This is a genomic window from Metaclostridioides mangenotii, from assembly GCF_018917235.1.
In the GTDB taxonomy this organism is placed as follows: domain Bacteria; phylum Bacillota; class Clostridia; order Peptostreptococcales; family Peptostreptococcaceae; genus Metaclostridioides.
In genome coordinates this window covers 157614-182493 of sequence record NZ_JAHLOF010000003.1, presented here as the reverse complement: position 1 = coordinate 182493, position 24880 = coordinate 157614, and the positions used below count along the sequence as shown (strand labels likewise).

25 protein-coding genes, 1 pseudogene and 3 other annotated features are annotated in these 24880 nt (G+C 29.8%); of the genes and pseudogenes, 22 read left to right on the top strand and 4 right to left on the bottom strand.

What is annotated here, in order from left to right; all coding sequences use genetic code 11:
* Positions 1-352 precede the first annotated feature (352 nt).
* The 13 genes and pseudogenes from KQI18_RS06205 to KQI18_RS06145 all read left to right on the top strand — a co-directional run bounded on the left by KQI18_RS06205 (position 353) and on the right by KQI18_RS06145 (position 10737).
* Positions 353-490, top strand: coding sequence for a hypothetical protein (locus KQI18_RS06205; protein WP_216466884.1), 138 nt, complete (start codon positions 353-355; stop codon positions 488-490).
* 358 nt (positions 491-848) lie between these two features.
* Positions 849-1244: pseudogene (locus KQI18_RS06200) on the top strand (S16 family serine protease); the annotation flags it as partial.
* Positions 1245-1394: 150 nt separating this feature from the next.
* Positions 1395-2045 (top strand): endonuclease III, encoded by a 651-nt coding sequence (gene nth, locus KQI18_RS06195; protein WP_216466882.1) that lies wholly within the window; start codon positions 1395-1397, stop codon positions 2043-2045.
* A 174-nt stretch (positions 2046-2219) separates the two neighbouring features.
* Positions 2220-2690 (top strand): tRNA (uridine(34)/cytosine(34)/5-carboxymethylaminomethyluridine(34)-2'-O)-methyltransferase TrmL, encoded by a 471-nt coding sequence (trmL, locus tag KQI18_RS06190; protein ID WP_216466880.1) that lies wholly within the window; start codon positions 2220-2222, stop codon positions 2688-2690.
* A gap of 36 nt (positions 2691-2726) precedes the next feature.
* A complete protein-coding gene (locus tag KQI18_RS06185; RefSeq protein ID WP_216466878.1) occupies positions 2727-3575 on the top strand; it encodes a DegV family protein in 849 nt (282 codons plus the stop codon).
* Positions 3576-3753: 178 nt separating this feature from the next.
* A complete protein-coding gene (locus KQI18_RS06180) occupies positions 3754-4506 on the top strand; it encodes a DUF6873 family GME fold protein (RefSeq protein WP_216466875.1) in 753 nt (250 codons plus the stop codon).
* Between the two features lie 167 nt (positions 4507-4673).
* Positions 4674-5162, top strand: coding sequence for a DUF2975 domain-containing protein (locus tag KQI18_RS06175; protein ID WP_216466873.1), 489 nt, complete (start codon positions 4674-4676; stop codon positions 5160-5162).
* 62 nt (positions 5163-5224) lie between these two features.
* On the top strand, positions 5225-5692 hold the full coding sequence (locus KQI18_RS06170) for a DUF2975 domain-containing protein (RefSeq protein WP_216466872.1): 468 nt from the start codon (positions 5225-5227) through the stop codon (positions 5690-5692).
* Positions 5693-5703: 11 nt separating this feature from the next.
* Positions 5704-5922, top strand: a complete 219-nt coding sequence (locus KQI18_RS06165; protein WP_216466870.1) for a helix-turn-helix domain-containing protein — start codon at positions 5704-5706, stop codon at positions 5920-5922.
* A 470-nt stretch (positions 5923-6392) separates the two neighbouring features.
* Positions 6393-7208, top strand: a complete 816-nt coding sequence (locus KQI18_RS06160; RefSeq protein ID WP_216466868.1) for a putative sporulation protein YtxC — start codon at positions 6393-6395, stop codon at positions 7206-7208.
* Between the two features lie 133 nt (positions 7209-7341).
* Complete coding sequence (locus tag KQI18_RS06155) at positions 7342-7944, top strand: DUF445 domain-containing protein (RefSeq protein WP_216466866.1); 603 nt, start codon at positions 7342-7344, stop codon at positions 7942-7944.
* A gap of 150 nt (positions 7945-8094) precedes the next feature.
* Positions 8095-8313, top strand: a binding site (T-box leader).
* Between the two features lie 55 nt (positions 8314-8368).
* The gene (gene thrS / locus KQI18_RS06150; RefSeq protein ID WP_216466864.1) at positions 8369-10291 is read left to right on the top strand and encodes a threonine--tRNA ligase; all 1923 of its coding nucleotides are present in this window, start codon (positions 8369-8371) and stop codon (positions 10289-10291) included.
* A 245-nt stretch (positions 10292-10536) separates the two neighbouring features.
* Positions 10537-10737 carry a S26 family signal peptidase gene (locus tag KQI18_RS06145; protein WP_216466862.1) on the top strand — a complete coding sequence of 67 codons (201 nt, stop codon included), beginning with the start codon at positions 10537-10539 and terminating at the stop codon, positions 10735-10737.
* Positions 10738-10785: 48 nt separating this feature from the next.
* Here the strand turns inward: KQI18_RS06145 and KQI18_RS06140 are convergent, their stop codons facing one another.
* A complete protein-coding gene (locus tag KQI18_RS06140; RefSeq protein WP_216466860.1) occupies positions 10786-12189 on the bottom strand; it encodes an ATP-dependent metallopeptidase FtsH/Yme1/Tma family protein in 1404 nt (467 codons plus the stop codon).
* Between the two features lie 223 nt (positions 12190-12412).
* Positions 12413-12558, top strand: a sequence feature (ribosomal protein L20 leader region).
* Between KQI18_RS06140 and infC the strand changes: the two genes are divergently transcribed.
* From infC to rplT, 3 genes are all read left to right on the top strand, one after another.
* A complete protein-coding gene (infC, locus tag KQI18_RS06135) occupies positions 12528-13088 on the top strand; it encodes a translation initiation factor IF-3 (RefSeq protein ID WP_216466859.1) in 561 nt (186 codons plus the stop codon). It overlaps the preceding feature by 31 nt.
* A 26-nt stretch (positions 13089-13114) precedes the next feature.
* Entirely contained in the window at positions 13115-13309 is a 195-nt protein-coding gene (rpmI, locus tag KQI18_RS06130) for a 50S ribosomal protein L35 (RefSeq protein ID WP_216466857.1), read from the top strand.
* Between the two features lie 63 nt (positions 13310-13372).
* Positions 13373-13729 (top strand): 50S ribosomal protein L20, encoded by a 357-nt coding sequence (gene rplT / locus KQI18_RS06125; protein WP_216466855.1) that lies wholly within the window; start codon positions 13373-13375, stop codon positions 13727-13729.
* Positions 13730-13799: 70 nt separating this feature from the next.
* Here the strand turns inward: rplT and kynU are convergent, their stop codons facing one another.
* The 3 genes from kynU to KQI18_RS06110 all read right to left on the bottom strand — a co-directional run bounded on the left by kynU (position 13800) and on the right by KQI18_RS06110 (position 17031).
* On the bottom strand, positions 13800-15086 hold the full coding sequence (gene kynU, locus KQI18_RS06120; RefSeq protein ID WP_216466854.1) for a kynureninase: 1287 nt from the start codon (positions 15084-15086) through the stop codon (positions 13800-13802).
* 105 nt (positions 15087-15191) lie between these two features.
* Complete coding sequence (locus tag KQI18_RS06115) at positions 15192-16385, bottom strand: MFS transporter (RefSeq protein WP_216466853.1); 1194 nt, start codon at positions 16383-16385, stop codon at positions 15192-15194.
* Positions 16386-16590: 205 nt separating this feature from the next.
* Positions 16591-17031 carry an Lrp/AsnC family transcriptional regulator gene (locus tag KQI18_RS06110; protein WP_216466851.1) on the bottom strand — a complete coding sequence of 147 codons (441 nt, stop codon included), beginning with the start codon at positions 17029-17031 and terminating at the stop codon, positions 16591-16593.
* A gap of 419 nt (positions 17032-17450) precedes the next feature.
* Between KQI18_RS06110 and KQI18_RS06105 the strand changes: the two genes are divergently transcribed.
* The 6 genes from KQI18_RS06105 (at position 17451) to pheT (ending at position 24857) form a co-directional block, all read left to right on the top strand.
* Positions 17451-18827 carry a TrkH family potassium uptake protein gene (locus tag KQI18_RS06105; protein ID WP_236887663.1) on the top strand — a complete coding sequence of 459 codons (1377 nt, stop codon included), beginning with the start codon at positions 17451-17453 and terminating at the stop codon, positions 18825-18827.
* A 34-nt stretch (positions 18828-18861) separates the two neighbouring features.
* The gene (locus KQI18_RS06100; RefSeq protein ID WP_216466849.1) at positions 18862-19533 is read left to right on the top strand and encodes a potassium channel family protein; all 672 of its coding nucleotides are present in this window, start codon (positions 18862-18864) and stop codon (positions 19531-19533) included.
* Positions 19534-19535: 2 nt separating this feature from the next.
* Positions 19536-20330, top strand: a complete 795-nt coding sequence (locus tag KQI18_RS06095; RefSeq protein ID WP_216466847.1) for a TrmH family RNA methyltransferase — start codon at positions 19536-19538, stop codon at positions 20328-20330.
* Positions 20331-20526: 196 nt separating this feature from the next.
* Entirely contained in the window at positions 20527-21036 is a 510-nt protein-coding gene (locus tag KQI18_RS06090) for a hypothetical protein (RefSeq protein WP_216466845.1), read from the top strand.
* A gap of 123 nt (positions 21037-21159) precedes the next feature.
* Positions 21160-21384, top strand: a binding site (T-box leader).
* A 47-nt stretch (positions 21385-21431) separates the two neighbouring features.
* Positions 21432-22451, top strand: coding sequence for a phenylalanine--tRNA ligase subunit alpha (gene pheS / locus KQI18_RS06085; protein ID WP_216466843.1), 1020 nt, complete (start codon positions 21432-21434; stop codon positions 22449-22451).
* A 15-nt stretch (positions 22452-22466) separates the two neighbouring features.
* Complete coding sequence (pheT, locus tag KQI18_RS06080; protein ID WP_216466841.1) at positions 22467-24857, top strand: phenylalanine--tRNA ligase subunit beta; 2391 nt, start codon at positions 22467-22469, stop codon at positions 24855-24857.
* Positions 24858-24880: the final 23 nt, after the last annotated feature.

Genomic DNA, 24880 nt, shown 5'->3' with positions numbered 1-24880 from the left:
TAGCGTAATTGCTACCCTCTTTTTTTATATTGAAACTTATTTAGATACATTAGACAACATTAGTTAAGTCTAATATTATTGATAAAATAACACTGTTATAAAATTTTTGTTAAATGTGGTTAAGAAGGTTGATTTCTGTAAAAACATCCGTTTGCACTACGGATGTTTCTTTTTATTTATAAAGAAAATGCCATCTCATATATTTATTAAGATGGCATTTTTATTATTGTATTTTCCATATAGGGATAGTTAAACCTCACAATAATTTTAAAAGGAATTGATTATTAAGAATAACTTTATGAATCAATATATTTTAAAAATACATTTAAAGATAAATTAGTAAGGTTGAATTGTGACTGATATAATAATTTATATTCAGCTTTTTTCTTACAAAGAGATACCAATAAATGAAAATATGAAGCCAGCTTTATGTTTAATTAAAAATGAAGAGAAGAATTATTCTAGTTTTATTGCGAAACTACCTGCTTAATCGTAGGTAGTTTTTTTATGTAATAAATAATGAACTTTAATTAAACTTACATAAAAAAATAGAGAAATCTAAATAAATAGATTTCCCCTATGGTCACTTTAATCGATTACTCTTAACGTTTATCACATCTTAAAACAAGTTTAAGAACGCTACGCTTGTTATTCACTTGCGTAATAAAGTGTATGCATACTAATATTAAAATGTGCATGTCTTTATGAAAAGGTATAAATATAATTTTTTAATACTATCATTATATATAGAATATAACTAAATATAATTACAAATTAAAACTCTGAAATTCATGAGAGCATATATAGTGAAAGAAGTTTTAGGGTAATTAGTACACGGTCATAGTGCATCATCAGCTGAGCTTTACGCACTTCTTTCATCACTTAGCGATATACCTATAAAACAAAATATTGCAGTAACAGGATCTATAAACCAAAAAGGGGATATACAAGTGGTTGGAGGAATAAGTGAAAAAGTGGAAGGATTTTATACAATTTGTAAGATTAAAGGATTGGTAGAAGGTCAGGGAGTTATTATTCCTAAAAATAACTTTAAAAATTTAATACTATCAGATGAGTTGAACGAAGAGATTAAAGCTGGTAGATTTGCGATTCATACGGTAGATAGAGTAGAAGAAGCTATTGAAATCTTAACTGACTCTAAATTTGATCATGTAAAAGAAAAAGTAAAGAATAAGCTTCTTGGATTTAGTAGAATTCAAAATAAGCCTAAAGAAAAAAATTAAATATTGTTTAAGATACTAATTAAACTTAACGTAACTAGTATTTATTGTATAATAAAAAGCAAGGACTTATATAGTTTTTGCTTTTTTTATGTTTGATATATGTATTTTAAGGTATTTTATATGTGAATGATGAAAATGGAGATGATATATATGAAGAGAAAAAATAAGAGTAAAAAAGATATAAAAATTATATTAGATAAATTAGAAGAAATGTATCCAGACGCTGAATGTGAGTTAAATTATAATACTCCATTTGAGCTTTTAATTGCTACGATACTATCTGCACAGTGCACAGATGTTAGAGTAAATAAAGTAACCTCAGAAATGTTTAAAAAGTACAATACGCCAGATGATTTTGCAAACTTAAGTTTAGATGAAATCAGCGAAGAAATAAAAACTTGTGGACTCTATAAAAGTAAATCTCAAAAAATAAAAGATACTTCAACACAACTTTGTGAAAATTACGGTGGAGAAGTTCCGGACACTCTAGAAGATTTAATTAAACTCCCTGGTGTAGGAAGAAAAACTGCAGGGGTAGTACTTAGTAACGCTTTCGGACAACCAGCAATAGCTGTAGACACTCATGTTTTTAGAGTTTCTAATAGAATTGGAATAGTTGATGAGCCAACACCAGAAAAAACAGAATTTGCCCTAATGAAAGCTATACCAAAAGACAGATGGTCTAAATCACATCATACACTTATCTTTCACGGAAGGAGAATGTGTAAGGCAAGAAAACCGGAATGTGAAAATTGTAATATAACAGAATACTGCAACTTCCACAAAAATATTAACAAGTAGATTAATATATCATTACTATCAAACTTTACTCAAGTTTTATTTTTAGTGGCGTATTTTTCTGTTATAATATTACTAATTGAAATTATTAAACTAATTTATAATTAATTTTTAATTTCAAATTTGAACTTATACTATTATATTTTAATTAATTGTTTTATTATATTAGGAGGAAATATGTCATTAAATATAGTTTTGGTCGAACCAGAAATACCACAAAATACTGGAAATATAATTAGAACTTGTGCGGCAACAGGTTCTACACTTCATTTAGTCAAACCTTTAGGATTTTCTTTAGATGATAAACACTTAAAGCGCTCTGGACTTGACTATTGGGATATAGCTAATATACAATATTACAATAGCTTTGAAGAGTTACAAGCAAAATATCCTGAGGGAAAATACTTTTTTTCAACAACAAAAACTCATAAAAATCATTCAGAAGTCCAATATGAAGATGGATGTTTTATAGTATTTGGTAAAGAAACAAAAGGATTACCGGAGTCTTTGTTGAAAGAAAATAAAGAGGGATGTATAAGAGTACCTATGTTAGACATAGAAAAGGCGAGATCTCTTAATTTATCGAATGCAGTTGCTATCGTAGCATACGAAGCACTTAGACAATTAGGGTATCCAGATTTAAGATAATTTAAATAATAAATCCGTTTAGAAAGGAGATATCAAATGAGCAACATTAAATTAATATGCGATAGTTTATCCGATGTTCCAGATGATATGCTTAAAAAATACGATATTGATCTTATGCCTCTAACCGTTATATTAGATGGCCATGAGTACAGAGATAGAGTAGACATAACTGGCGATGAATTCTACAAAAAATTAAGAAAAAAAGACACTTATGCAAAAACTTCACAAATTACTTATGCACAATTTAAAGAGGTTTTTGAAAAATATATAGAAGAGGGAAGAGACATCCTTTATATAGCAGGATCGGCAGCAGCAACAGGTACATATCAAAGTGCAATTATGGCAAAAAATGATTTAGAAGGCAACATATACGCTTTTGATTCTAACTCTGTATCTTTTGGTGCAGGGGTTTTAGTAAAAGAAGCAGGTAGACTTATAGCTGAGGGGAAAACTATAGAAGAAATAATTCAAGCTCTAGAAGTTTTACGTGATGAAACGTTTGTTATATTCTCTGTAGATACACTGGATCATCTTCAAAAAGGTGGAAGAATTTCTTCTACTAAGGCTTCAATTGGAAATATCTTAAGTATCAAGCCTATACTTGAAGTTAAAGATGGACTTGTATCTCAAGCCTCTCAAGTAAGAGGAAAGAAAAATGTTATAGCAAAGATGTTAGAGTTAATAGAAGAAAGTTGTGGAAATGATCTATCAGATCAAGTTGTTAATATAGGTTACAGCGATGATATTAAAGAAAAAGAACAACTTACAAAAATGTTAACAGATAAATTTAATCCAAAGGAAATATTATTTTTCCAAATAGGATCTTGTATTGGTGCACACTCAGGGCCTGGAGTTACAGGAGTAATATGTAAGAGAAAGAAATAATAAAAATTATAGAGTTTAATTAAAAGTAATAGATGATATATGGCTTTTTGCATTTTAGCTAAGATGCATTATATGCAATGTATCATCTTTTTTGTTCTTTTATAATTTATTGAATAAATTTATATAAAAATTGTATATTTGATAATTCTATAAAATAATTTATAGAAAGGATTATGTGATGAAGTTTACAACAAAATCTTTTTTAATTGACGAAGACTTAGCTCTGGCTCTAGTAGATAAAAGATTGTCTAGGAGTATGGAAGATGAATTGAGAAAAAGAAATATTGAAATTATAAAAACTGTAAAGTGTGATAGGGTGTATGAAAGTATAAGTTACCATCCAGACATTAGTCTTTGTAATTTAGGGTATGGCAATATAGTAGTAGAACCGAGTTTGTACAAGCATTACAATCAATTACTTGAAAAATATGACTTCAACATAATTAAAGGAGAGACAATACTTCAAGAAAAGTATCCATCTGATATAGCTTATAATGTAGCGATAGTTGGCAATTACGCTATACATAATTTTAAGTATACAGATAAAAAAATTCTAGAGTTTATTGAAAATAATGGACTTGAAAAAATCAATGTTGAACAGGGATACTCTAAGTGTTCGATATGTATAGTTGATGACAGCTCTGTAATAACATCTGATAAAGGTATATATAATAAGCTTATAAATACAGAATTAGAATGTTTATTAATTGAAGCAGGTCATATTGAACTATTTGGTATGAATTACGGATTTATTGGTGGATGTACTGGTTTAATTTCTAAAAGTGAATTGGCGTTCTTTGGAGATATTAGTAAACATCCAAGCTACAGTGATATTAAGGATTTTTTAGACAAGAAGGGTAAAAAAATTGTTATGCTCAGTGATGAAAACCTGCTAGATCTCGGATCTTTAATACCTCTAGGTTTTGAATAATGTAAATTTAAGATTATTTTGTATTTAATTTATATAGATTAATAGAATTATATATAAAACAATTATAAACAATAAAAAAATATTAATAAATAATAGAAAATTATTGAAAAACAATATATAAAATGTTAGACTTAGTATATAATATGTATTAAAGGAGATGGCATTTTATGAAAGATAATTTTGTTAAAGGCGTACTATCAATTTTTTTATTTATTGTTTTATTTGCCTTGAGTGTGGGTGGCCTAGGTGTATTGTGGAGAGAATTATTTGACTTTTTAAATAATATGAGTATTAAAAAATTTGGTGAATTAATTTTATTAACAATATACACGGCTAACTATATAATAGTGGTTTTAAACCTAACATTTATAGTTAATAGCACATCATACACGCCATTTATAAGTGGAAATGTTAAGAGGTTTAAAATAATGGGAACATGCTTGTTAGTAAACTCTGTGTCTGAATGTATTATTGGATTTTATTCAAATGCAGATGCTCCTCTTGTATTATTTGGAATTAGGGATGCAAAAAACATGATTGGTGGACTTACAGGTTCAATGGTATTTAATATAATATTTGCTCTGATGTGTTTTGTACTCGCAGAAGTTATTGACAAAGCTATAAAGATAAAAAATGAGAACGACTTGACTATATAATGAATTTATGAGCGAAATGCTGGTTATACTTATTAATTCTTATTAAGGAGATGTTTTATATTATGAATAAATATTTTTTTAGAAACATGTTATCAACAATTTTACATCTTTTTTTAGTTTTTATACCTATTATAGGCATAATAGCAGTAATGTTTGATATACCTAGAATATTCACTAATGGGTTTAAAATAATGGAAGTAGCTGCATTTATTTTTGGAATAGTTTATCTTGCAGGCTGCTTTTTAGTAGTTTATAATTTGATAAAAATTATTTTTAATATTGATAAAGATCCATTTGTTAGAGATAATGTAAGAAGACTTAAAATTATAGGGTATTTACTATTAGCAAATGCAATACTTAGGCTTGCTGAGCCATTAGGGAATCATACAATGCAGTTTTTAGCTATTGGTAATTATGGACTAACACCAGAGAAATTAGTATATTTTATCATTGCTTCAGTTTGTTTCGTTATAGCTGAAGTATTTGATAAAGCAATAAATATAAAAGATGAAAATGACTTAACTATTTAGGAGGAGATATTATGGCAATAGTGGTAAACTTAGATGTAATGATGGCAAAAAGAAAAATATCTCTTAAAGATTTAGCAGAAAAAGTTGATATTACCAATGCAAACTTGTCTATTTTGAAGACTAACAAAGCTAAGGCAATAAGGTTTTCAACACTCAATGAAATTTGCAAGGCCTTGGACTGCCAACCGGGTGATATACTAGAATACGTAGAAGATGATACTGAAATTTAAAAAGACTAACGCCGTTTATTATTAATTATAAATATAAAAAGACTAGATTTCAAGTTTAAAAAACTTTTGAATCTAGTCTTTTTATATTTAAATATTTACAAGATAATTTTCAAAATAAAACTATCCTAAAAAATAAGATTTTTATTTTAAATTACTATCAGAATATGTATAAATCTAATAAAAGTACAAGCAATATAAAATAATTTTTATTAACATAGATAACATTGTATAAAATTAGGTAGGTTTGTAAAAAATAATAATGAGTTGTAATAATATCTTAAATATTTTTTTAGTACACTTAATTTTATATTGCACTAAAATTAACTTTTTTCATATTATAAAAATAACACTACAATAATGCAATATAACAACAGTACGGACAGGATGAATATTGAAATTAAATTATTAATTACAAGCACAGAATAAAAATAGAAAGACATATGTACTACGACTAGAAAGGAGCGATATAATTGATAGGTAAAGATAAAATTTCAGATAAGAAGTTTTATGGCAATAACATCAATAATAAATTAATTTATACAAATGGAATAGTAGAGGTAGTGACAAGTACAGGAAAAAATGAAGTGATTGCTAGAAAAGTAATAGATGATAAAGTTTTTAGCAGTGAGGGTTTAAATCTAGACGAAATAACTGAAAGAATAACCAATAAAATTATAAATATCATGAGAGATCAGATTTTAAGGGAATATATACAAACTCAGTATGGGAAGACATATCCAATGGAAATTAATAATATTTACGAACACTCCTTAAAAATATTTAAAGACAAAGAGGTATTCATTAGAGAGACAATATTTATGAGGGTAAGCAATTATATTTTAGAAAATGATTACATAAATATCGACGGTTTTATAAAATTCAGGATGAAAGAATTTTTAAAATACATATCTGCTATAGCAGATATATCTCTAGAAGAGTACTTAATAAATAGGGATCATGCAGAATTTATAAGGGTACTTAAATACTTTATAGACACACAAGATGTAAAAATCGATTTACTTAAAGTTCATATTATGGAGGACAATAGTTTTGTTCTTTATGATAAAAATGGTGAAAAAATAGATAGTATAGATGATGAAGATATTATAAACATGGTAATAAGAGAAAATCTTAACTACGAGGACTTTTTAATAAGTACATTGCTATCACTATGTCCTAGAAAAATTGAAGTATTAGACACATTAAATAACAATTGTTCAAAAGAGATTATAGATACATTGAAATCAATATTTGAAAATAGAATAGATATTATATCTAGCAACTAAATGGATTTCAAAAAACATGTTTCTAATAGAATCCTAATAATTAAGACCTTTTTAAATACAGTGACATGGCTTATAATTGTATAGTAGAATTATGTAAACAGATACAATATACAAACGAAGAGGAGAGATAGTCATGGATAACTTGATAAAAATACTATTATTGGCATCTATAGGTGGGGTTATTGGATATATAACTAATGTTGTTGCAATAAGGCTTATATTCAGGCCTTTAAACCCAATCAAAATACCAATATTAAATACAGAAATTATAGGACTTATACCTAAAAGGCGAGAAGAAATCGCGACTAATATAGCAAAGATAGTTGAAGAGGAATTCTTGTCTCTTGATGATATATTAGATAATGTTATTACTGAAGATGATAAGGACGAAGTAGTAATTTATATTAAATCCAGAATAAATGTAATGCTTAATGAAAAATTATCATATGTTCCATCAGGTATAAAAAAACTTATTGAAGGTTATCTTAATGATATGATTGAAGAAGAAGTCAAAAATAGCATAGATGACTTGAGTAAAGGTATGGTTAAAAAAGCTAGTGAACGTATAGATATACAGAAAATGATTGAAGAAAAAATTAACCAATTAGATTTGCTAGTTTTAGAAGATCTCATAATAAGTGTTGCAAAGAAAGAATTGAAGCATATAGAATTTCTAGGTCTTGTACTTGGCTTCTTAATTGGTATAGTGCAAGGATTGATAGTTGTAATTTTATAAAATAATATAAGTTGCAAAATAGTTAATAAATGAATAATTATATAGTAATATGGCAATAATTGATATAAACTTAAAAAAATTGTAGAAATATCAAAAAATTATTATTGACGATTATTATTTTTTCTGATACAATTTGAAATAACATTTAGATAATAAGCGTAGAAGAGGAAAAGTAAATTAGAAACTATTTTCAGAGAATTTGGGTCTTGGCTGTAAACCCATTTAATAGGTCTTTTTGAAAAACTACCTTGGAGCGGAATGTGAGTAGCTTTGTAAAAGCATTCGGATGACGACCTTACAGTCAACAAGAGGGCTTCAGTTCACTGTAGTCAACTTGGGTGGAACCGCGATTGTACAGTCGCCCCAAATATATATTTGGGGCGACTTTTTGATTTTATAATAAATATAAATAGGAGGAATCATGATGATAAAAGTTGCATTAAAAGACGGATCAATCAAGGAGTTCGAAAGTGGAATTTCAGTTATGGACGTAGCTAAATCAATAAGTGAAGGTTTAGCTAGAAATATATTAGCAGCATCAGTAGATGGAGAACTTGTTGGTTTAGACTTTGTTATAAACAAAGATTGTGAGCTTAACTTATTCAAATTTGAAGATGAAGAAGGAAAGGATGTATTTAGACATACATCTGCACATATACTTGCACAAGCATTAAAGAGAATATATCCAGAGGTAAAACTTGCAATAGGACCAAGTATAGAAAATGGTTTCTACTATGATTTAGATATGGATCACAGACTTGTTCCAGAAGATTTAGAAAAATTAGAAGCTGAAATGAAAAAGATAGTTAAAGAAGATTTAAAACCTGAAAGAATGGAACTTCCTAGAGAAGAAGCTATCGAATTAATGAAAAAACAAGGTGAAGATTATAAAGTAGAACTTATATCTGATCTACCAGAAGGAGAAGTAATTTCTTTCTACAAGCAAGGAGACTTTATAGACTTATGTAGAGGTCCACACCTTCCATCAACTAAGAAAGTAAAGGCTATAAAATTATTGAGCATAGCTGGGGCTTACTGGCGTGGTGACGAAAAGAATAAGATGCTTCAGAGAATCTACGGTATATCTTTTGAAAAGAATAAAGATTTAGAAGAGTATCTTCACCTTTTAGAGGAAGCTAAAAAGAGAGACCACAGAAAAATAGGAAAAGAATTAGACCTATTTATGATGCCTGAAGAGGGGCCAGGGTTCCCATTATTTTTACCAAAAGGTATGGAGCTTAAAAATGAACTTATGAAATATTGGAGAGAAGTTCACAAGAAATATCAGTATGTTGAAATAGAGACTCCAATAATATTAAATAGACAACTTTGGGAAACTTCAGGACACTGGTTCCACTATAAAGAAAATATGTACACTGTACAAATAGATGACGAAGATTATGCAATAAAACCAATGAACTGTCCAGGATCACTTATATTCTACAATCACAAACAACATTCATATAGAGATTTCCCAATGAGAGTTGGAGAAGTTGGCAGAGTTCATAGACACGAGTTATCTGGAGCACTTCATGGACTTATGAGAGTTAGAGCATTCACTCAAGATGATGCGCATATATTCATGTTACCAGAGCAAATCAAAGATGAAATAAAAGGAGTAGTAAAGCTAATTGATGAGGTTTACAAAACTTTTGGATTTGAATATCACTTAGAGCTATCAACTAGACCTGCAGATTCTATGGGAAGTGATGAAGAGTGGGAAAATGCAGAAAATGGGCTAAGAGAAGCATTAGAAGAACTTAACCTTCCATATATACTTAATGAAGGAGATGGTGCTTTCTATGGTCCTAAGATAGACTTCCACTTAAAAGATTGTCTAGGAAGAACTTGGCAATGTGGAACTATACAATTAGATATGCAATTACCTCAAAGATTTGACATTACTTATATAGGTCAAGATGGTGAAAAACATAGACCAGTAATGATTCATAGAGTTGCATTTGGAAGTATAGAAAGATTTATAGGTATCCTAATAGAGCAATATGCTGGAAAATTCCCAGTTTGGTTAGCTCCAACTCAAGTAAAAATATTGCCTATATCTGATAAGTATTTAGATTATGCTAATGAAATAAAAGAGTCTCTTTATCAACAAAACATAAAAGTAGACTTAGATGATAGAGCAGAGAAAATTGGATTTAAGATAAGAGAAGCTCAGCTTGAAAAAGTTCCTTACATGATAATTGTAGGTGAAAAAGAAGTTGAAGAGAAAAATATATCTGTTAGATCAAGAGATAAAGGTGAGCTAGGAAATATAAGCTTAGAAGACTTCATCTCTAATATAAATAAACAAGTTGCTTCAAGAGAGAATGTAGAGGAACTTGATTAATTAACTCGCTAGAACATATTTTATATACTTAAAAGCTGTGTACTTTATATGTTAGTTTATAACTAAGCTAAAATTGGTACACAGCTTTTTAAATTAACTTGATATATATTTAATAAAAATTAGATATTTAGAATATTTAAAAAATATGTCTGCTTTTACATTACAAAAACGTTATATATTATATCAACAAAAATATGGTATAATAATAACCTAATAGATATAAAAGTAGAGGAGAAGTGGATATAATGAAAAACATAAGAAAAGTATTTGATTCAACAAAGTCATTAATTTTTCCGGCCTTGATATTGCTTCTTTTGATTTTTGTAATTCAGCCTGTGAATATAAGCGGACAATCAATATACCCAAAACTTAAAAATAAAAATTATATAGTTATTGATAAGTTTATTGAAGTATATTCTTTTGAAAATATTGATTTATTTAATTAGATATAAAAATCAGAGTGGATGCATGTTTTAAAACATGCATCCACTCTCTTAATTTGCAGCTTCTTTTCTTATTAAAGCTTTAAGCTCTTCATGAGTCATAGTTTCATTTTCAAATAGATGATTAGCGAGTATATCTAAATCGTTGCTGTTATTAGTAAGAAGTTCAATAGTTTCATTGTAGCATTCTTCAACTATCTTATTAGCTTCAAATTGTATTTTTTCAGACATAAAAGTCTTATCATTTCCATCTATAGTCATAAATCCTAAGTCGCTCATTCCGTACTCACAAACCATTTGATTAGCTATTTCGGTAACTTTTTTAAGGTCATCTTTTGCTCCTGTAGATTTGTGTTTGAATATAATCTCTTCAGAGGCTTTACCTGCTAGTAGAATTTTTATCTTACCTATAAGTTCTTCTTTAGTATAGATATATCTATCTTCATCTGGAAGTTGCAATACATAACCTAAAGCTTGGCCTCTAGGAATTATAGAAACTTTTTGTATAGGGGTTATGCCTATAATATCACTTACTAATGCATGACCCGCTTCGTGGAATGAAACTATTTTCTTTTCTCTTTCTATAAGTGTAGAATTCTTAGATTCTAATCCAGCAATAACTCTCTCTAGAGCTTTATCAAAATGTACTGAAGTTATATTTTCGCTGTTTTCTCTGACAGCAAAGATTGCAGCTTCATTGGCAATATTAGATAAGTGAGCACCATTAAATCCGTGCGTTTTCTTTGCTAATACTTCAAGGTCTACAGATTTATCGATAGGCTTGTTTTCTGTATGTACCTTTAAGATTTCAAATCTTGTATGGTAGTTTGGAGCGCCCATGTGTATATGCCTATCAAATCTTCCTGGTCTAATTAGGGCTTCATCAAGTAAATCTAGTCTGTTTGTCGCACCTATAACCAATACATTTGAATCTTTGTTAAAACCATCCATTTCAACAAGTAACTGGTTTAGCGTCTGATCCTTTTCGTTGTTACTTTCCATATGTCTTTTTACACCAATTGCGTCAATTTCATCAATGAAGATTATACTAGGAGCGTCTTTTCTTGCTTTTTCAAACAGTGCTCTTACTCTTTTTGCACCAACACCTACGTACTTTTCAACAAACTCTGAACCAGTAATATTGAAAAATGCAGAGTTAGTTTCTCCAGCAACTGCTGAAGCTAATAATGTTTTACCAGTTCCTGGAGGACCATAAAATAGAACTCCTTTAGGAATTTTAGCTCCCATTTTTTTATATTTATCTGGCGATCTCATAAAATCTACGATTTCAAATAACTCTTCTTTGACTTCCTCAAGTCCAGCAACATCTTTAAATGTAGTCTTAGGATGAGTTGAAAACGCATCATCTGCTTTTTCTTCTTTTTCTAACTTTGTCTGTGCAAAAGCTGGCACAGGATTTTTGATTTTTTTGATAAAATTATTAAACATCTTCATGTAAACACCTCTGGTAATTTTTATTTGATGTCTTTATATTTTCCATATTTAATATATTTTATTATAATTTTCATTGGTAAATAAAGACATATATTTTTTTAGTAGATTTATGTATAGTAAAGTAGGAATTTGTATTAATTTATAAGAAATTATAAAAAGTATATAAAAGTTTTAAAAAAACTTGCACATATTGAACAAAGGTGGTATAGTATATAAGGAAAAGAAAACGAAGAAGAAGTCCGCTTCTCACCTTGCGACGAAAGTTAGCTAGGTATATATAAGTAAAAGCTTAATGTGTAGATTAGAAGAGCTTTATTATTTTGAGACTTATATGGCGGATGATTATATCATTCGCCATTATTTATATAAAAAAACGGAGGTGTCTAACAATTAGCAAAGAGTTAGCAATCAATGAGCAAATAAGAGACAAAGAGGTAAGACTTCTAGCGTCTAATGGAGATCAACTTGGGATAGTGTCATTAAAGGAAGCGCAAGCTATGGCAGATGAGCAAAATTTGGATTTAGTTCAAATTTCGCCTAATGCAAAGCCATCAGTTTGTAAGATAATGGACTATGGAAAACATAGATATGAACAATCTAGAAAAGAAAAAGAAGCAAAGAAAAAACAAAAAGTAGTTAGCCTTAAAGAAGTAAGACTTAGACCAGGTATTGAAGCAAATGATTTAAATACTAAAGCTAATAACGCCATAAAGTTCCTTAAAAAAGGAGATAAAGTTAAAGTTGAGCTTAGATTTAGAGGAAGAGAATTAGGACATAAGGATATAGGAAAAGAAGTTATGCTTAAATTCATAGATATAGTTAAAGAGTTTGGTGAACCAACAAAAGCCCCAGCATTTGAGGGAAATAATATGGTTGTAATTATAGATCCAAAAAAATAGATGTTTAATCGAGAGGAGGAAACACCATGCCTAAAATGAAAACTCATAGAGGTGCAGCAAAGAGACTTAAGAAAACAGGAAGCGGAAAGTTAAAGAGAGCAAAAGCTTATAAAAAGCACATATTAACTAAAAAGTCTGCTAAAAGAAAAATGAACTTAAGAAAATCTACTTTAGTTAGTGATGGAGATGCAAAGAGAATATCTCAATTATTACCATACTAAGACCGGATTAATACAGATAATAAACTATAATTAACATTAGGAAAATAAAAGGAGGTAATAACGATGGCAAGAGTAAAAAAGGCTATGAATGCCCGTAAAAAGCACAAAAAGATATTAAAGCTTGCTAAAGGATACAGAGGATCTAGAAGTAAATTATATAGACCAGCAAATACTTTCGTAATGAAAGCATTAAAGAACGCATATATAGGTAGAAAGTTAAAGAAGAGAGATTTCAGAAAACTTTGGATACAAAGAATAAATGCAGCAGCTAGAATGAATGGTATATCTTATTCAAGATTAATGAATGGTTTAAAATTAGCTGGTGTAGAAGTTAACAGAAAAATGTTATCTGAATTAGCTATACAAGATCCAGAAGGTTTCTCTAAGTTAGCAGAAACTGCTAAATCACAATTAGCTTAATTATCAAGTAAATAATTTGAATTCATATAAAGAACCCTAGAGTATATTCTCTAGGGTTCTTTGTAGGTTATTAATATACTAATAGACGTTCTTTACTGAATTCTTCATAATATTTGTCAGCTACGATTTCTTCAAGAGCGTCGACAAGTTTGTAGACTTCTTCATAAGTATTGTAAAGTGCAATAGGGGCTAGGCGAATAACATTTGGCTCTCTATAATCAGGAACTATGTTCTTTGCCTTTAATGCAAAAGAGATTCTATATGCTTCATCATGTACAAGTGAAACATGGCCTCCGCGAATATCGTCATCTGTTGGGTTATCATAGCTATATCCATATCTAACAAGTCTTTCATCAATTAGGTACATTAGATAAGCTGTTATATGTAGAGATTTTTCACGTAAATTATCAAGTCCAGCTTCGTTGTATATTTTTAGAGCCCCTTCTAGTGGTGCCATAGAAAGTAGATTTGGAGTCCCGGTCTGTAAGCTTGTTGCGTTTAATTCAGGTTCAAAAGTATGTCTTAGTAAAAATTGAGTCTCATCTTTATTGCCAAACCATCCAGCTAAACCTGGAACAACTCCAAAATACTTCTTATTTAAGTACACTCCAGCAGTAGCTCCTGGACCTCCTGAAAGATATTTATAATTACACCAAACAGCAAAGTCAGGTTGAATTTCTTTAAAATCGTGTGGAACAGAACCAATAGAATGGCAAAGATCCCATCCTATTATAATACCCTTTTTATGGGCAGCGTGCGTGATTTTTTTCATGTTCAAGAGCTGGGAACTTCTATATAATACAGCAGGTAAAAGAACTAATGCTACATCATCAGTCATAGATTCAATAATTGCATCTTCATCAATTAATTTACCATCTAGGCTTTTTACAACCTTTATTGTATCTTCTATATCTAGTCCCTTTAATCTAACTACACTGTCAACTGCGTATCTATCAGTTGGAAAGTTTAAGTCATCAACAAGTATTTTATATTTTTTATCTGTTGGTTTGTACAATGTAGAAACTGCCTGATGTATTGTAGATGTAGTTGTTCCAGTTACGCAAATTTCTTCAGGTGTTGCATTTATTAATGGAGCTAAGAGCTCAGCCAGCACATTTGAATAGTGATAATAACGGCTATCTTCAACATTCCAGATACCAATAGCATAGTTTTTCCACTGATTTATCATATTTTGAAGTGAGTCTAATGCATCTTTTGAGCAAAGACCTAAAGAGTTACCATCCATATAAATTTTATTTTCTAACATGTAAAATCTGGATCTAAATTTTTTTAAAGAATCTTTAGAGTCAAGCTCTAAAGCATAATCCATTCCTAATTTAAAATTTCTGTCTAACATATGATTACCTCCCAAATTTTAATATATATAGAATATGAATAAATCAATAAATTCCTAAACAATTATTGATTATCATATAACCTATCTGTTTAATTCTTCATTTGTTTACACTTGAATACTTTTTTCCTTATCAGCAGTTTTGCTATTTGTAATAACTAAATATGCGATTGATATAGTTCCAGCTAATGAGACTCCAGATAATACTAATGTAGCAATATTCCAGCCATAAGCTTCAACAATTTTAGATATAATAGGAGAACCAATAAATATGCCTATATAGTAAAATAAGTATATAATAGAAAACGTTGAACCAATTAATGCTGGACGCTTGACTAATTTGTTGACTGCTATTGAAATAGAAGATGAAACTAAGCTAAGAGCAGCAGATGCAAAAAACACTTGGGCAATTAATATACTATTTGACAATCGCACTGTTACAAAACAAGCTAACGAAAGTACTATATAAGAAATAAAAGCTAATGATACTGGTTTACCTGTTCGATCATTTATAACTCCGGCAATAACACCAAAAGGTACAGCAAATAGACCAAACAGACTATTATAGTAGTTTGATTTGTCTGGATTCAAATGGTACACCTGTGTGAAAATTTGAGGATATATAGTAATAAAAGTAAAAAGTACAAATGACATACATCCCATCCCGAGAGCTAATATCCAAGTTGATTTATCGCTTGCTGCTTCTATTAAACGTCCTTTATTCTCATCATTTGAATCAGACTCTTCAGGGCCGTCAAGTAGGTAGTAAAAACAAAGTATAACAATAAAAGATGCAATAGACATTATAAACCATATACTTTTTAGACCCAAAGCAATATAAATAGGTCTAAATATATTCATTCCTATCATGGAAGCTAATGCAGAGAATGTACCGAATATTCCTATCGCTAATCCTGCGGATCCATCTCTAAACCAATAATTAATATAAATCATTGAAACCATCATAATCAATGAAAAAGAAATACCTTCTATTATTCTGCTTATTAATAGTAATGAATAATTTTCGCTAAAACCACCCATTATATTACCTATAAATAAGCAAAACATTATAGCTACACTTATCTTTTTTACTCCAAACTTATTAAGTATACTTCCTCCAGGAATAGCTAAAAATAGTGCGGAAAATGTAAATATAGATGTAAGCAATGAAGTTTGTGTCATACTTATATTCATTGTTTGAGATACTTCATTGAAAATTGGAACTATTTTTAGCTGACTTAACGAAAGTACCGTAGCTCCTAGATACAGGATAAAAAATTTTATCCACTTATTTTTGATCATCTCCAAACCTCCTTATTAAATATTTAATTTTACTAAATTGATGCTTATTTTTTGATTTGGTTGATTAAATCTATTATAGTTAATAACTAGAAATGCTAATATGAAAATTTGAATTATTTTGACAATATAATTTTACAAAAAGCATATAATTTTAAGAAAAATATGCAAAATAAAAGTGAGCTATAATTTAGAGCTCACTTTTATATTAATCTACAGGTATTATAATACTGTTCTCGAGAGGAGTGTTTAAGATAATTGATGTATTTATATGTGCATAGGGCATTAATTCTTCTAATAGGGCATTCATTTCTGAAATATTTTTAGTAGATCCTTTTGCGATATAATTGATTTTACCAGTAACAGCATGTATTTCTGTAATACATTTTTTTGAAGTAAGAATTTCGCATATTTTATTAAAGGATACTTTTATATCACTTATTTGGATGTAAAAACTAACATTTAAACCTACTGATTCTGGTGGAACATGTGCAGAAAATTTTTTTAATATTCCTTTATCAATTAACTTATTTATGCGTTCATTTATACTAGGTCTACTCAAATTTACTTTAGACGACAATTCTGTTATAGAAATCCGAGAATCTTCTTGTAGTAGTAGTATTAACTGCTTATCAATATTATCTAGCATAATTTCACTCCTTAATATATTAAAATGGATACTCAAATCAAAAAAGGTAGGACTTATTAGAAGAATTTAACTCTTTTTAGATTTTGATTTTTATATTTAATAAAATTTAATATCATAATACGATAATATAATGACATTGTCAAAGTACATAATTTATCTACTTTATCAAATATTAAGGTTAAGTTAATAAGTAAAATTGAAAAATAATAAATAAAATTAAGTCTCTAAAAACAGTTCAAACATTTGAAATTTACAGAATTGTATACACGTCTGTTAAAGAGAAGTTAAATAATATAGCTGCCAATTACTTGTATTGTTTTTAGATAATCTTTGTAATATAATATAGTAATGGTTGAAGGAGAGTACTAAAAAATTAGTATTCTTAAATCAACTTATTTGAAATTAGGAGGGGCGTTAAATTGAATAAATTGGTAAAAAGGCTTCTAGCATTAGCAAATAAAATGCAACCAGTTCAAATAATAGTTATTGGATTTGCTTCTGTGATACTAATTGGAAGTCTTTTATTGACATTACCTATCGCTACGCAGAGCGGAGAAAGTGTTGGTTTTATAGATGCTTTATTTACAGCGACTTCAGCTGTATGTGTCACTGGGCTAGTTGTAGTAGATACGGGAACAACCTGGAACTTATTTGGGCAAATTATATGTATAACATTAATACAAGTTGGTGGGCTTGGATTTATGACAGTCGCCACGATGTTTGCAATTTTTACAAGGAAAAAAATAAATTTAAAGGAAAGACTTGTTATACAAGAATCCCTGAATCAATTAGATTTGTCTGGGTTAGTTAAACTGGTAAGATATGTTGTACTTATTACATTTTCTATAGAAATAATAGGTGCTTTTATACTATCAACCGTTTTTATACCGCAATTTGGTGCAGCGAAAGGTATTTGGTTTAGTATATTCCATGCTATTTCGGCCTTCTGTAATGCAGGATTTGACCTCATGGGACCAACAACTGGCAAGTTTACATCTATTACTTCATATGTAAACAACGCTACAGTATCTCTAACGATTTGTTTGCTTATTATTTGTGGAGGACTTGGTTATCCTGTAATGTTAGATATTGCTAAAAAGAGAAAGATATCTAAATTTAATTTACACACAAAACTAGTATTAATATCAACAGTGACACTTATATTTGTAGGTATGGCACTGATATTTATAATAGAATATAAAAATCCAGATTCAATAGCACAACTTGGAATGAAAGGTAAGTTGCTTGCATCATTATTCCAATCTGTAACATCTAGAACTGCTGGATTTAGTACGCTAAATTTAGCTGCAATGGATGAAAGTAGTGTTTTCGTTATGATTATTTTGATGTTTATAGGAGCATCTCCAGCATCAACAGGTGGTGGGATTAAAACAACGACATTAGCTGTGTTGATACTTACAGTTAAGAGCTTTATAACAGGCAAATCAGATATAGAAGTATATGAAAGAAGAATTTCACCAGATATCGTAAAAAAATCTTTAGGAATTTTTGTGATGGGTATTGCTGCTGCTACAACCGGTACGCTACTTATTTCTATAACTCAACCTGGATTCGACTTAACAGCATCGGCATTTGAAGTTGTATCGGCACTTGCTACAGTAGGTAGTAGTTTAGCTGGTAGTGCAAACTTAAATCTATTTGGTAAATTATTGATAATTTTATGTATGTTTATGGGTAGAGTAGGCTCTCTTACTATATTTATGGCAGTTTTATCTTTTGGACACAGAAAAAATCAACCAATTAGCTATCCAGATGGTAAAATAATAGTAGGTTAAAATAAATTATGTTATTTATGTGGAGGAACATTAAATGAAACAATATATTGTTATTGGATGTGGAAGATTTGGAAGTTCCGTTGCGACGACTATAAGTCTTCTAGGAAATGAAGTTATGGCAATTGATAAAAATAAGGATATAATACAAAATCTTTCTGATAAAGTTACTCATTCAGTTATTGTAGATGTTACTGACGAGCAAGCTCTTAGATCTCTAGGATTAGGGAACTTCGATGTAGCAGTAATTTCTATAGGATCTGATATTAGAGCATCTATAATGGCTACTCTTATAGCAAAGGAAATGGGAGTTCCCCAAATAATTTGTAAGGCTAAAGATGAGCTACAAGCTAAAGTTTTCTACAAAATAGGTGCTGATAGAGTAGTTTTCCCAGAGAGAGATATGGGTGTAAGAGTTGCTCACAACTTAGTATCGGATAATATACTTGATCATATTGAGTTAGACCCAGAGTACTCTATCGTTGAAATAGTAGCTCCAAGTAAATGGATAGGAAAAACTTTAGTAGATTTAGAATTAAGAGCTAGATATGAGATAACTGTTCTGGCAATAAAAACGGGTGATGATATAAATGTTACACCATCTCCAGAGGAAAAATTAGAATTAGGAAGTATCTTAGTAGTAATTGGACAAAACTCAAAGATTAGTGAGATAACTTCTGAGAGTCATAAGATGCCTGGGAGAAAATAATAATGATTAAAAAAATTACAAGTAGGGATAATGAAAAGTTAAAGTACACAAGATCACTACTTAAAGCTAAAAATAGAAACAAAGAGTCTAAATTTATCGTTGAAGGACTTCGTATTCTTTCACTTGCACTAGAATCAGGTGCAAAAATAGATTATATATTTATCAATGATGACTTTGAAAATAAAGAAGATCATAAAAAATTACTTAAAGAATTTGAATCTAGTGATGTAGACATATATAAGACATCGAATAAAAACTTTAATGAACTTGTAGATACAGAAAACACTCAGGGGATTATTGGAGTAAAAACATATAAATCCAATAACTTAAAAGAGAGTTTAACTGATCAAAAATTTATTGTAGTTTTGGATAGGGTTCAAGATCCTGGTAATATGGGCACGATAATTAGAACTGCTGATGCTGCTGGAGTTGAAGCGGTAGTCATTTTAAAGGGTAGTGTGGATATATATAATCCTAAAGTTATAAGATCTACAATGGGATCAATATATACAATGAATATTATCAATTCTGAAGAAAAAGAAATAGTAGATGTATTAAATGAGAAAAATTTTAATATAGTATCAAGTTATTTAGATACTGATAATTACTATGATAAAGCTGACTACGGATCAAAAGTAGCATTAGTTATTGGCAATGAGGCAAATGGAGTAAGTGATTATTTAGTATCAAAATCAGATACATTAGTAAAAATTCCTATGTATGGAAGTGCGGAGTCATTAAATGCAGCTATAAGTTCTGCGATCTTGATGTACGAAATTAAAAAGCATTTGGTTTAAATTATATGGCAATATGTACACAATTTGTTTTTACTATGTTAGTGTAGATATTGCCTTATTTATTTGTAATAAAATAGGTACAGCTAGAATGAAAAAGCATACTTTAAGAGTAATTATCAATATATTTGCAATTCAAGTTTTAAAGATCTATAATAAAATTAAATGAAAAGAAGTATACTATATGGGAGGTTTTCTAATGATTTGGATTAGATCTTTATTCGACGGATTGATAGTATCTATATTAATATGTGGTTGGATTTCTATTATTTTAAAAGTAAACCCAAGATATGAAATGAAGAGTTTTCCCCCTGAAATTGTTAATCAAGTGGATAAACAAACATTAGATGAAAAAAAGGGATTTTTGAAGTTGGCTATACCTATGTTATTAATAATAACACTATATATTATATTTTCATGTATTGTGACATATAGAAATTTAGAAATATCTAATAAAATTATATTTTCGCATATTTTTATAGTTTTTATGGTATGGAATACTATAGATTTAGTTATATTTGATTGGATTGTATTTTGTAAAATCAATCCGGATTTTATGATACTTCCTGGTACAAAAGGAAATCCTGCTTATAAAGATTATATGTATCACTTGAAGGGTTTTTTAAAGGGAATTATACTATCACTAATTGCAAGTACAATTTTAACATTCTTGGTTATATTTATAGATATATTTATAAAAAGTATGTAAATCAAAATAATATTAAATTTATGGAACAAATTATATAGATAGTAATAAAATAATATTAATCATATTTTTTTTATATTGAAAAATAGATACAGAAATGGTATAATTACTTACTAATGTTAATATATTTATACGTTGAAGGAGATAAGTATTTTGTTTAAACTTAGTACAGAGATAAACACAATTGCTGGAAGTGTTTTCTAAGGACTCAAAAGAAATTCGCTCTGGAGTATGTGGGCTGAATACAAGTAAGCTTGCACGTCTGAACGCGTTAAGTTTTTCGAGTGGTTTTACTGCAATTTGTAAAACTACTAGGGTGGTACCGCGAAACTATAGCCTTTCGTCCCTAGCTGGGATGAAGGGCTTTTTTTATACAAAAAAATGAAAGGGTGATAATGATGCAACAAAGACTGTTAGACTTGCAAGCGGCAGCTTTAAAAGAAATTAAAGAAGCTTGTAGCATGGACAATATAGAAAATCTTAGAGTTAAGTATTTAGGTAAAAAAGGTGAGTTAAAGTCAATACTTAAAGAGATGGGAAAACTATCTACAGAAGAGAGACCTGTTATTGGTAAAGTAGGGAACGAAGTTAGAGACGCTATAGAAGAAAGTTTGATTAGCAAAAAAGAAGAATTAAAAGAGATTGTAAAAAATGAAAAACTTTCCAAAGAGATTATAGATGTTACACTTCCTGGTAAAAAACTTGCACTAGGTAGAAAGCATCCTATAACTCAAATAATAGATGAAGTTTCGGAAATATTTATAGGTATGGGATTCTCAATAGCAGAAGGCCCAGAGATGGACACTGTTGATAATAATTTTGACGCACTTAATGCTCCAAAGGATCATCCATCTAGAGATATGACAGATACATTCTATATTAGTGACGACTTACTTTTAAGAACTCAAACTTCACCAGTTCAAGTAAGAACTATGAGAAGTTCAGAGCTTCCGATTAAGATAATATCTCCAGGGAGATGCTTTAGGCGTGACACTCCTGATGCTACACATTCACCAATGTTCCATCAAATTGAAGGTATGGTAGTTGGGAAAGATGTAACAATGGCACAATTGAAATGGACACTTGAGTCATTTGTAAAAAAATTATTCGGAGAGGATACTAAAACTAAATTTAGACCTCATAATTTCCCATTTACGGAGCCAAGTGCTGAAGTTGATATCACTTGTTTTAAATGCGGAGGAGAAGGTTGCCCTACATGTAAACAAGAAGGTTGGATAGAGATATTAGGTTGTGGAATGGTTCATCCTAATGTACTTAAAAACTGTGGTATTGATCCAGACGTTTACAGTGGCTTTGCATTTGGTGTTGGTGTAGAAAGACTTGCAATGTTCAAATACGAAATAGACGATATAAGATTATTATTCGAAAATAACAAAAGATTTTTAAATCAATTTTAATAGGGAGGTTTTTAAATGTTAGTACCTTTAAAATGGCTAAGAGACTACGTTGATATAGATATAGATGTAAATGAATTCGCTGACAAAATGACAATGTCAGGTAGTAAGGTTGAAAAAGTAGATTTTTACGGAGAAAATATAGAAAATGTTGTAGTAGGAAAGATACTTGAAATAAAACAACATGAAAATGCTGATAAACTTATAGTTACTAAGGTAGATATAGGTGAAAAAGTTATACAGATAGTAACAGGAGCTCAAAACGTATCAGAGGGTGATTATATACCTGTTGCGGTACATGGTGCTAAACTACCGGGTGGAGTAAAGATAAAGAGTGGAAAGCTTAGAGGAGAAGTTTCTGAGGGGATGATGTGTTCAGCAGAAGAACTTGGAATAGACCCACATTATGTAAAAGAAAATAGCAAGGATGGAATACTATTATTAGATTTTGAAGATTCATATGAACTAGGTAAAGATGTGAGAGAAGTTTTAGGATTAAATGATGCTCTTATAGAATTTGAAATTACTTCAAACAGACCAGACTGTAGATGTATATTAGGTATAGCAAGAGAAGCTGCTGTTACATTAGGTAAAAATACTAAATACCCAAAAGTGGAAGTTAAAGAGAGCGATGAAGAAATTAAATTTGAAATAAATATAGAAAATCAAGATTTATGTAGAAGATATTCAGCAAGAATGGTTAGAGACGTAAAGATAGAGCCATCTCCTTATTGGATGCAAAGAAAACTTATAGAGGCAGGGGTAAGACCTATAAATAATATTGTAGATATTACAAATTTTGTTATGCTTGAGTTGGGTCAACCAATGCATGCATTTGATTTAAAGCAAGTTTCTACTGGTAAGATAGTAGTAAGAAACGCTGAGGATGGAGAAAAATTTGTAACATTAGATGATACTGAGAGAGAATTAGATAAAGATATGCTTGTAATAACTAACGGTGAACGATCACTTGCACTCGCAGGAGTTATGGGTGGAGCAAACTCAGAGGTTACAGAAGGTACTACAGAAATACTATTTGAAAGTGCAAACTTTAAAGCAGAGAATGTTAGAGCAACATCTAAAAAACTAGGACTAAGAACTGAGTCTTCTTCAAGATTCGAAAAAGGGATAAATCAAGATTTAGCGAATTTAGCAGTAGATAGAGCGGCTCAACTTGTTGAACTATTAGGAGCAGGAAGAGTATTAAAAGGTGTTGTAGATGAGTATCCTACAAAACATGAACCAAAGAGTATAACTGTAAATGTTGATAGAATAAATAGATTAATAGGCGTAGAGATACCTGCCAGTGAAATGATAGCTATACTAGAGTCACTTGAGTTTAAATGTGAATTGAATTCGTCTAATGAAATAATTGCTAAGGTTCCAAGTTTCAGACTCGATATGGAGCAAGAAGCAGATTTTGTAGAAGAAATAGCAAGGATATATGGGTACGACAAAATTCCTACTTTAGAGTTAGAGGGAAATCCAACAATAGGTATGAAGACTGATAAACAAAAATTCTCTGATACAGTTAAAGACAGCTTAGTGGCTTTAGGGTCAGATGAAATACTTACTTATTCTTTTGTTAGCCCTAGAGGAATTGATAAAATAAATGAGCCTAAAGATAGTGCCAAACACAATTTCGTAAAAATACTAAACCCACTTGGTGAAGAGACATCGGTTATGAGAACAACTCTTATACCAAATATGTTAGATGTAGTTGCAACTAACGTATCTCACAGGGTAGAGGAGTTATCAGTATTTGAGCTTGGCCATATATTTGAAGCGGCTATTGTTGAACCAAATCAGCTTGATAGGCTTTGTATAGGAATGTACGGAAAAGGAAAAGATTTCTTTACTCTTAAGGGAATGGTAGAGACTGTATTTGAAAAAATTGGATTTGCAGGGTATGAAATTGAGCCAGAAAATAATAATACTACTTTTCACCCAGGAAGATGTGCTAAAATAGTATATAATAACAAAAATATTGGTACATTAGGTGAGTTACATCCTGATGTAATAGAAAATTACGACTTAGGTCAAAGAGTTTATGTTGCAGAAATTGACGTTGATTCTGTGTTTGCTAATTCAGACGAGACTGCATTATACAAGCCACTTCCAAAATATCCATCGACTTCAAGAGATATTGCTTTAGTAGTTAAGGATAATATCTATGTTAAGCAAATAGATGATATAATAAGTGCAAATGGCAGAGGATTAATTGAAGACTTCAAATTATTCGATGTATATACTGGAGATCAAATCGAAAAAGGATACAAATCAATAGCATACTCTATAACATACAGAAGTAAAGACAGAACTTTGACTGATGAAGATGTAGCTAAGGTGCACGATAAGATATTGAGTGAGCTGAGCGAAAAACTAGACGCAAACTTAAGATCAAACTAACGCCAAGTGTAAGGGGGATTAGT

Coding starts and splice junctions, on each gene's coding strand:
- KQI18_RS06185 (WP_216466878.1), top strand. CDS start 2,727: ATGAGCAACATTAAATTAATATGCGATAGTTTATCCGATGTTCCAGAT.
- KQI18_RS06180 (WP_216466875.1), top strand. CDS start 3,754: ATGAAGTTTACAACAAAATCTTTTTTAATTGACGAAGACTTAGCTCTG.
- trmL (WP_216466880.1), top strand. CDS start 2,220: ATGTCATTAAATATAGTTTTGGTCGAACCAGAAATACCACAAAATACT.
- pheS (WP_216466843.1), top strand. CDS start 21,432: ATGCAACAAAGACTGTTAGACTTGCAAGCGGCAGCTTTAAAAGAAATT.
- infC (WP_216466859.1), top strand. CDS start 12,528: ATGATTATATCATTCGCCATTATTTATATAAAAAAACGGAGGTGTCTA.
- nth (WP_216466882.1), top strand. CDS start 1,395: ATGAAGAGAAAAAATAAGAGTAAAAAAGATATAAAAATTATATTAGAT.
- KQI18_RS06145 (WP_216466862.1), top strand. CDS start 10,537: ATGAAAAACATAAGAAAAGTATTTGATTCAACAAAGTCATTAATTTTT.
- rplT (WP_216466855.1), top strand. CDS start 13,373: ATGGCAAGAGTAAAAAAGGCTATGAATGCCCGTAAAAAGCACAAAAAG.
- pheT (WP_216466841.1), top strand. CDS start 22,467: ATGTTAGTACCTTTAAAATGGCTAAGAGACTACGTTGATATAGATATA.
- KQI18_RS06165 (WP_216466870.1), top strand. CDS start 5,704: ATGGCAATAGTGGTAAACTTAGATGTAATGATGGCAAAAAGAAAAATA.
- KQI18_RS06175 (WP_216466873.1), top strand. CDS start 4,674: ATGAAAGATAATTTTGTTAAAGGCGTACTATCAATTTTTTTATTTATT.
- KQI18_RS06155 (WP_216466866.1), top strand. CDS start 7,342: ATGGATAACTTGATAAAAATACTATTATTGGCATCTATAGGTGGGGTT.
- rpmI (WP_216466857.1), top strand. CDS start 13,115: ATGCCTAAAATGAAAACTCATAGAGGTGCAGCAAAGAGACTTAAGAAA.
- kynU (WP_216466854.1), bottom strand. CDS start 15,086: ATGTTAGACAGAAATTTTAAATTAGGAATGGATTATGCTTTAGAGCTT.
- thrS (WP_216466864.1), top strand. CDS start 8,369: ATGATAAAAGTTGCATTAAAAGACGGATCAATCAAGGAGTTCGAAAGT.
- KQI18_RS06110 (WP_216466851.1), bottom strand. CDS start 17,031: ATGCTAGATAATATTGATAAGCAGTTAATACTACTACTACAAGAAGAT.
- KQI18_RS06095 (WP_216466847.1), top strand. CDS start 19,536: ATGATTAAAAAAATTACAAGTAGGGATAATGAAAAGTTAAAGTACACA.
- KQI18_RS06100 (WP_216466849.1), top strand. CDS start 18,862: ATGAAACAATATATTGTTATTGGATGTGGAAGATTTGGAAGTTCCGTT.
- KQI18_RS06115 (WP_216466853.1), bottom strand. CDS start 16,385: ATGATCAAAAATAAGTGGATAAAATTTTTTATCCTGTATCTAGGAGCT.
- KQI18_RS06090 (WP_216466845.1), top strand. CDS start 20,527: ATGATTTGGATTAGATCTTTATTCGACGGATTGATAGTATCTATATTA.
- KQI18_RS06170 (WP_216466872.1), top strand. CDS start 5,225: ATGAATAAATATTTTTTTAGAAACATGTTATCAACAATTTTACATCTT.
- KQI18_RS06140 (WP_216466860.1), bottom strand. CDS start 12,189: ATGAAGATGTTTAATAATTTTATCAAAAAAATCAAAAATCCTGTGCCA.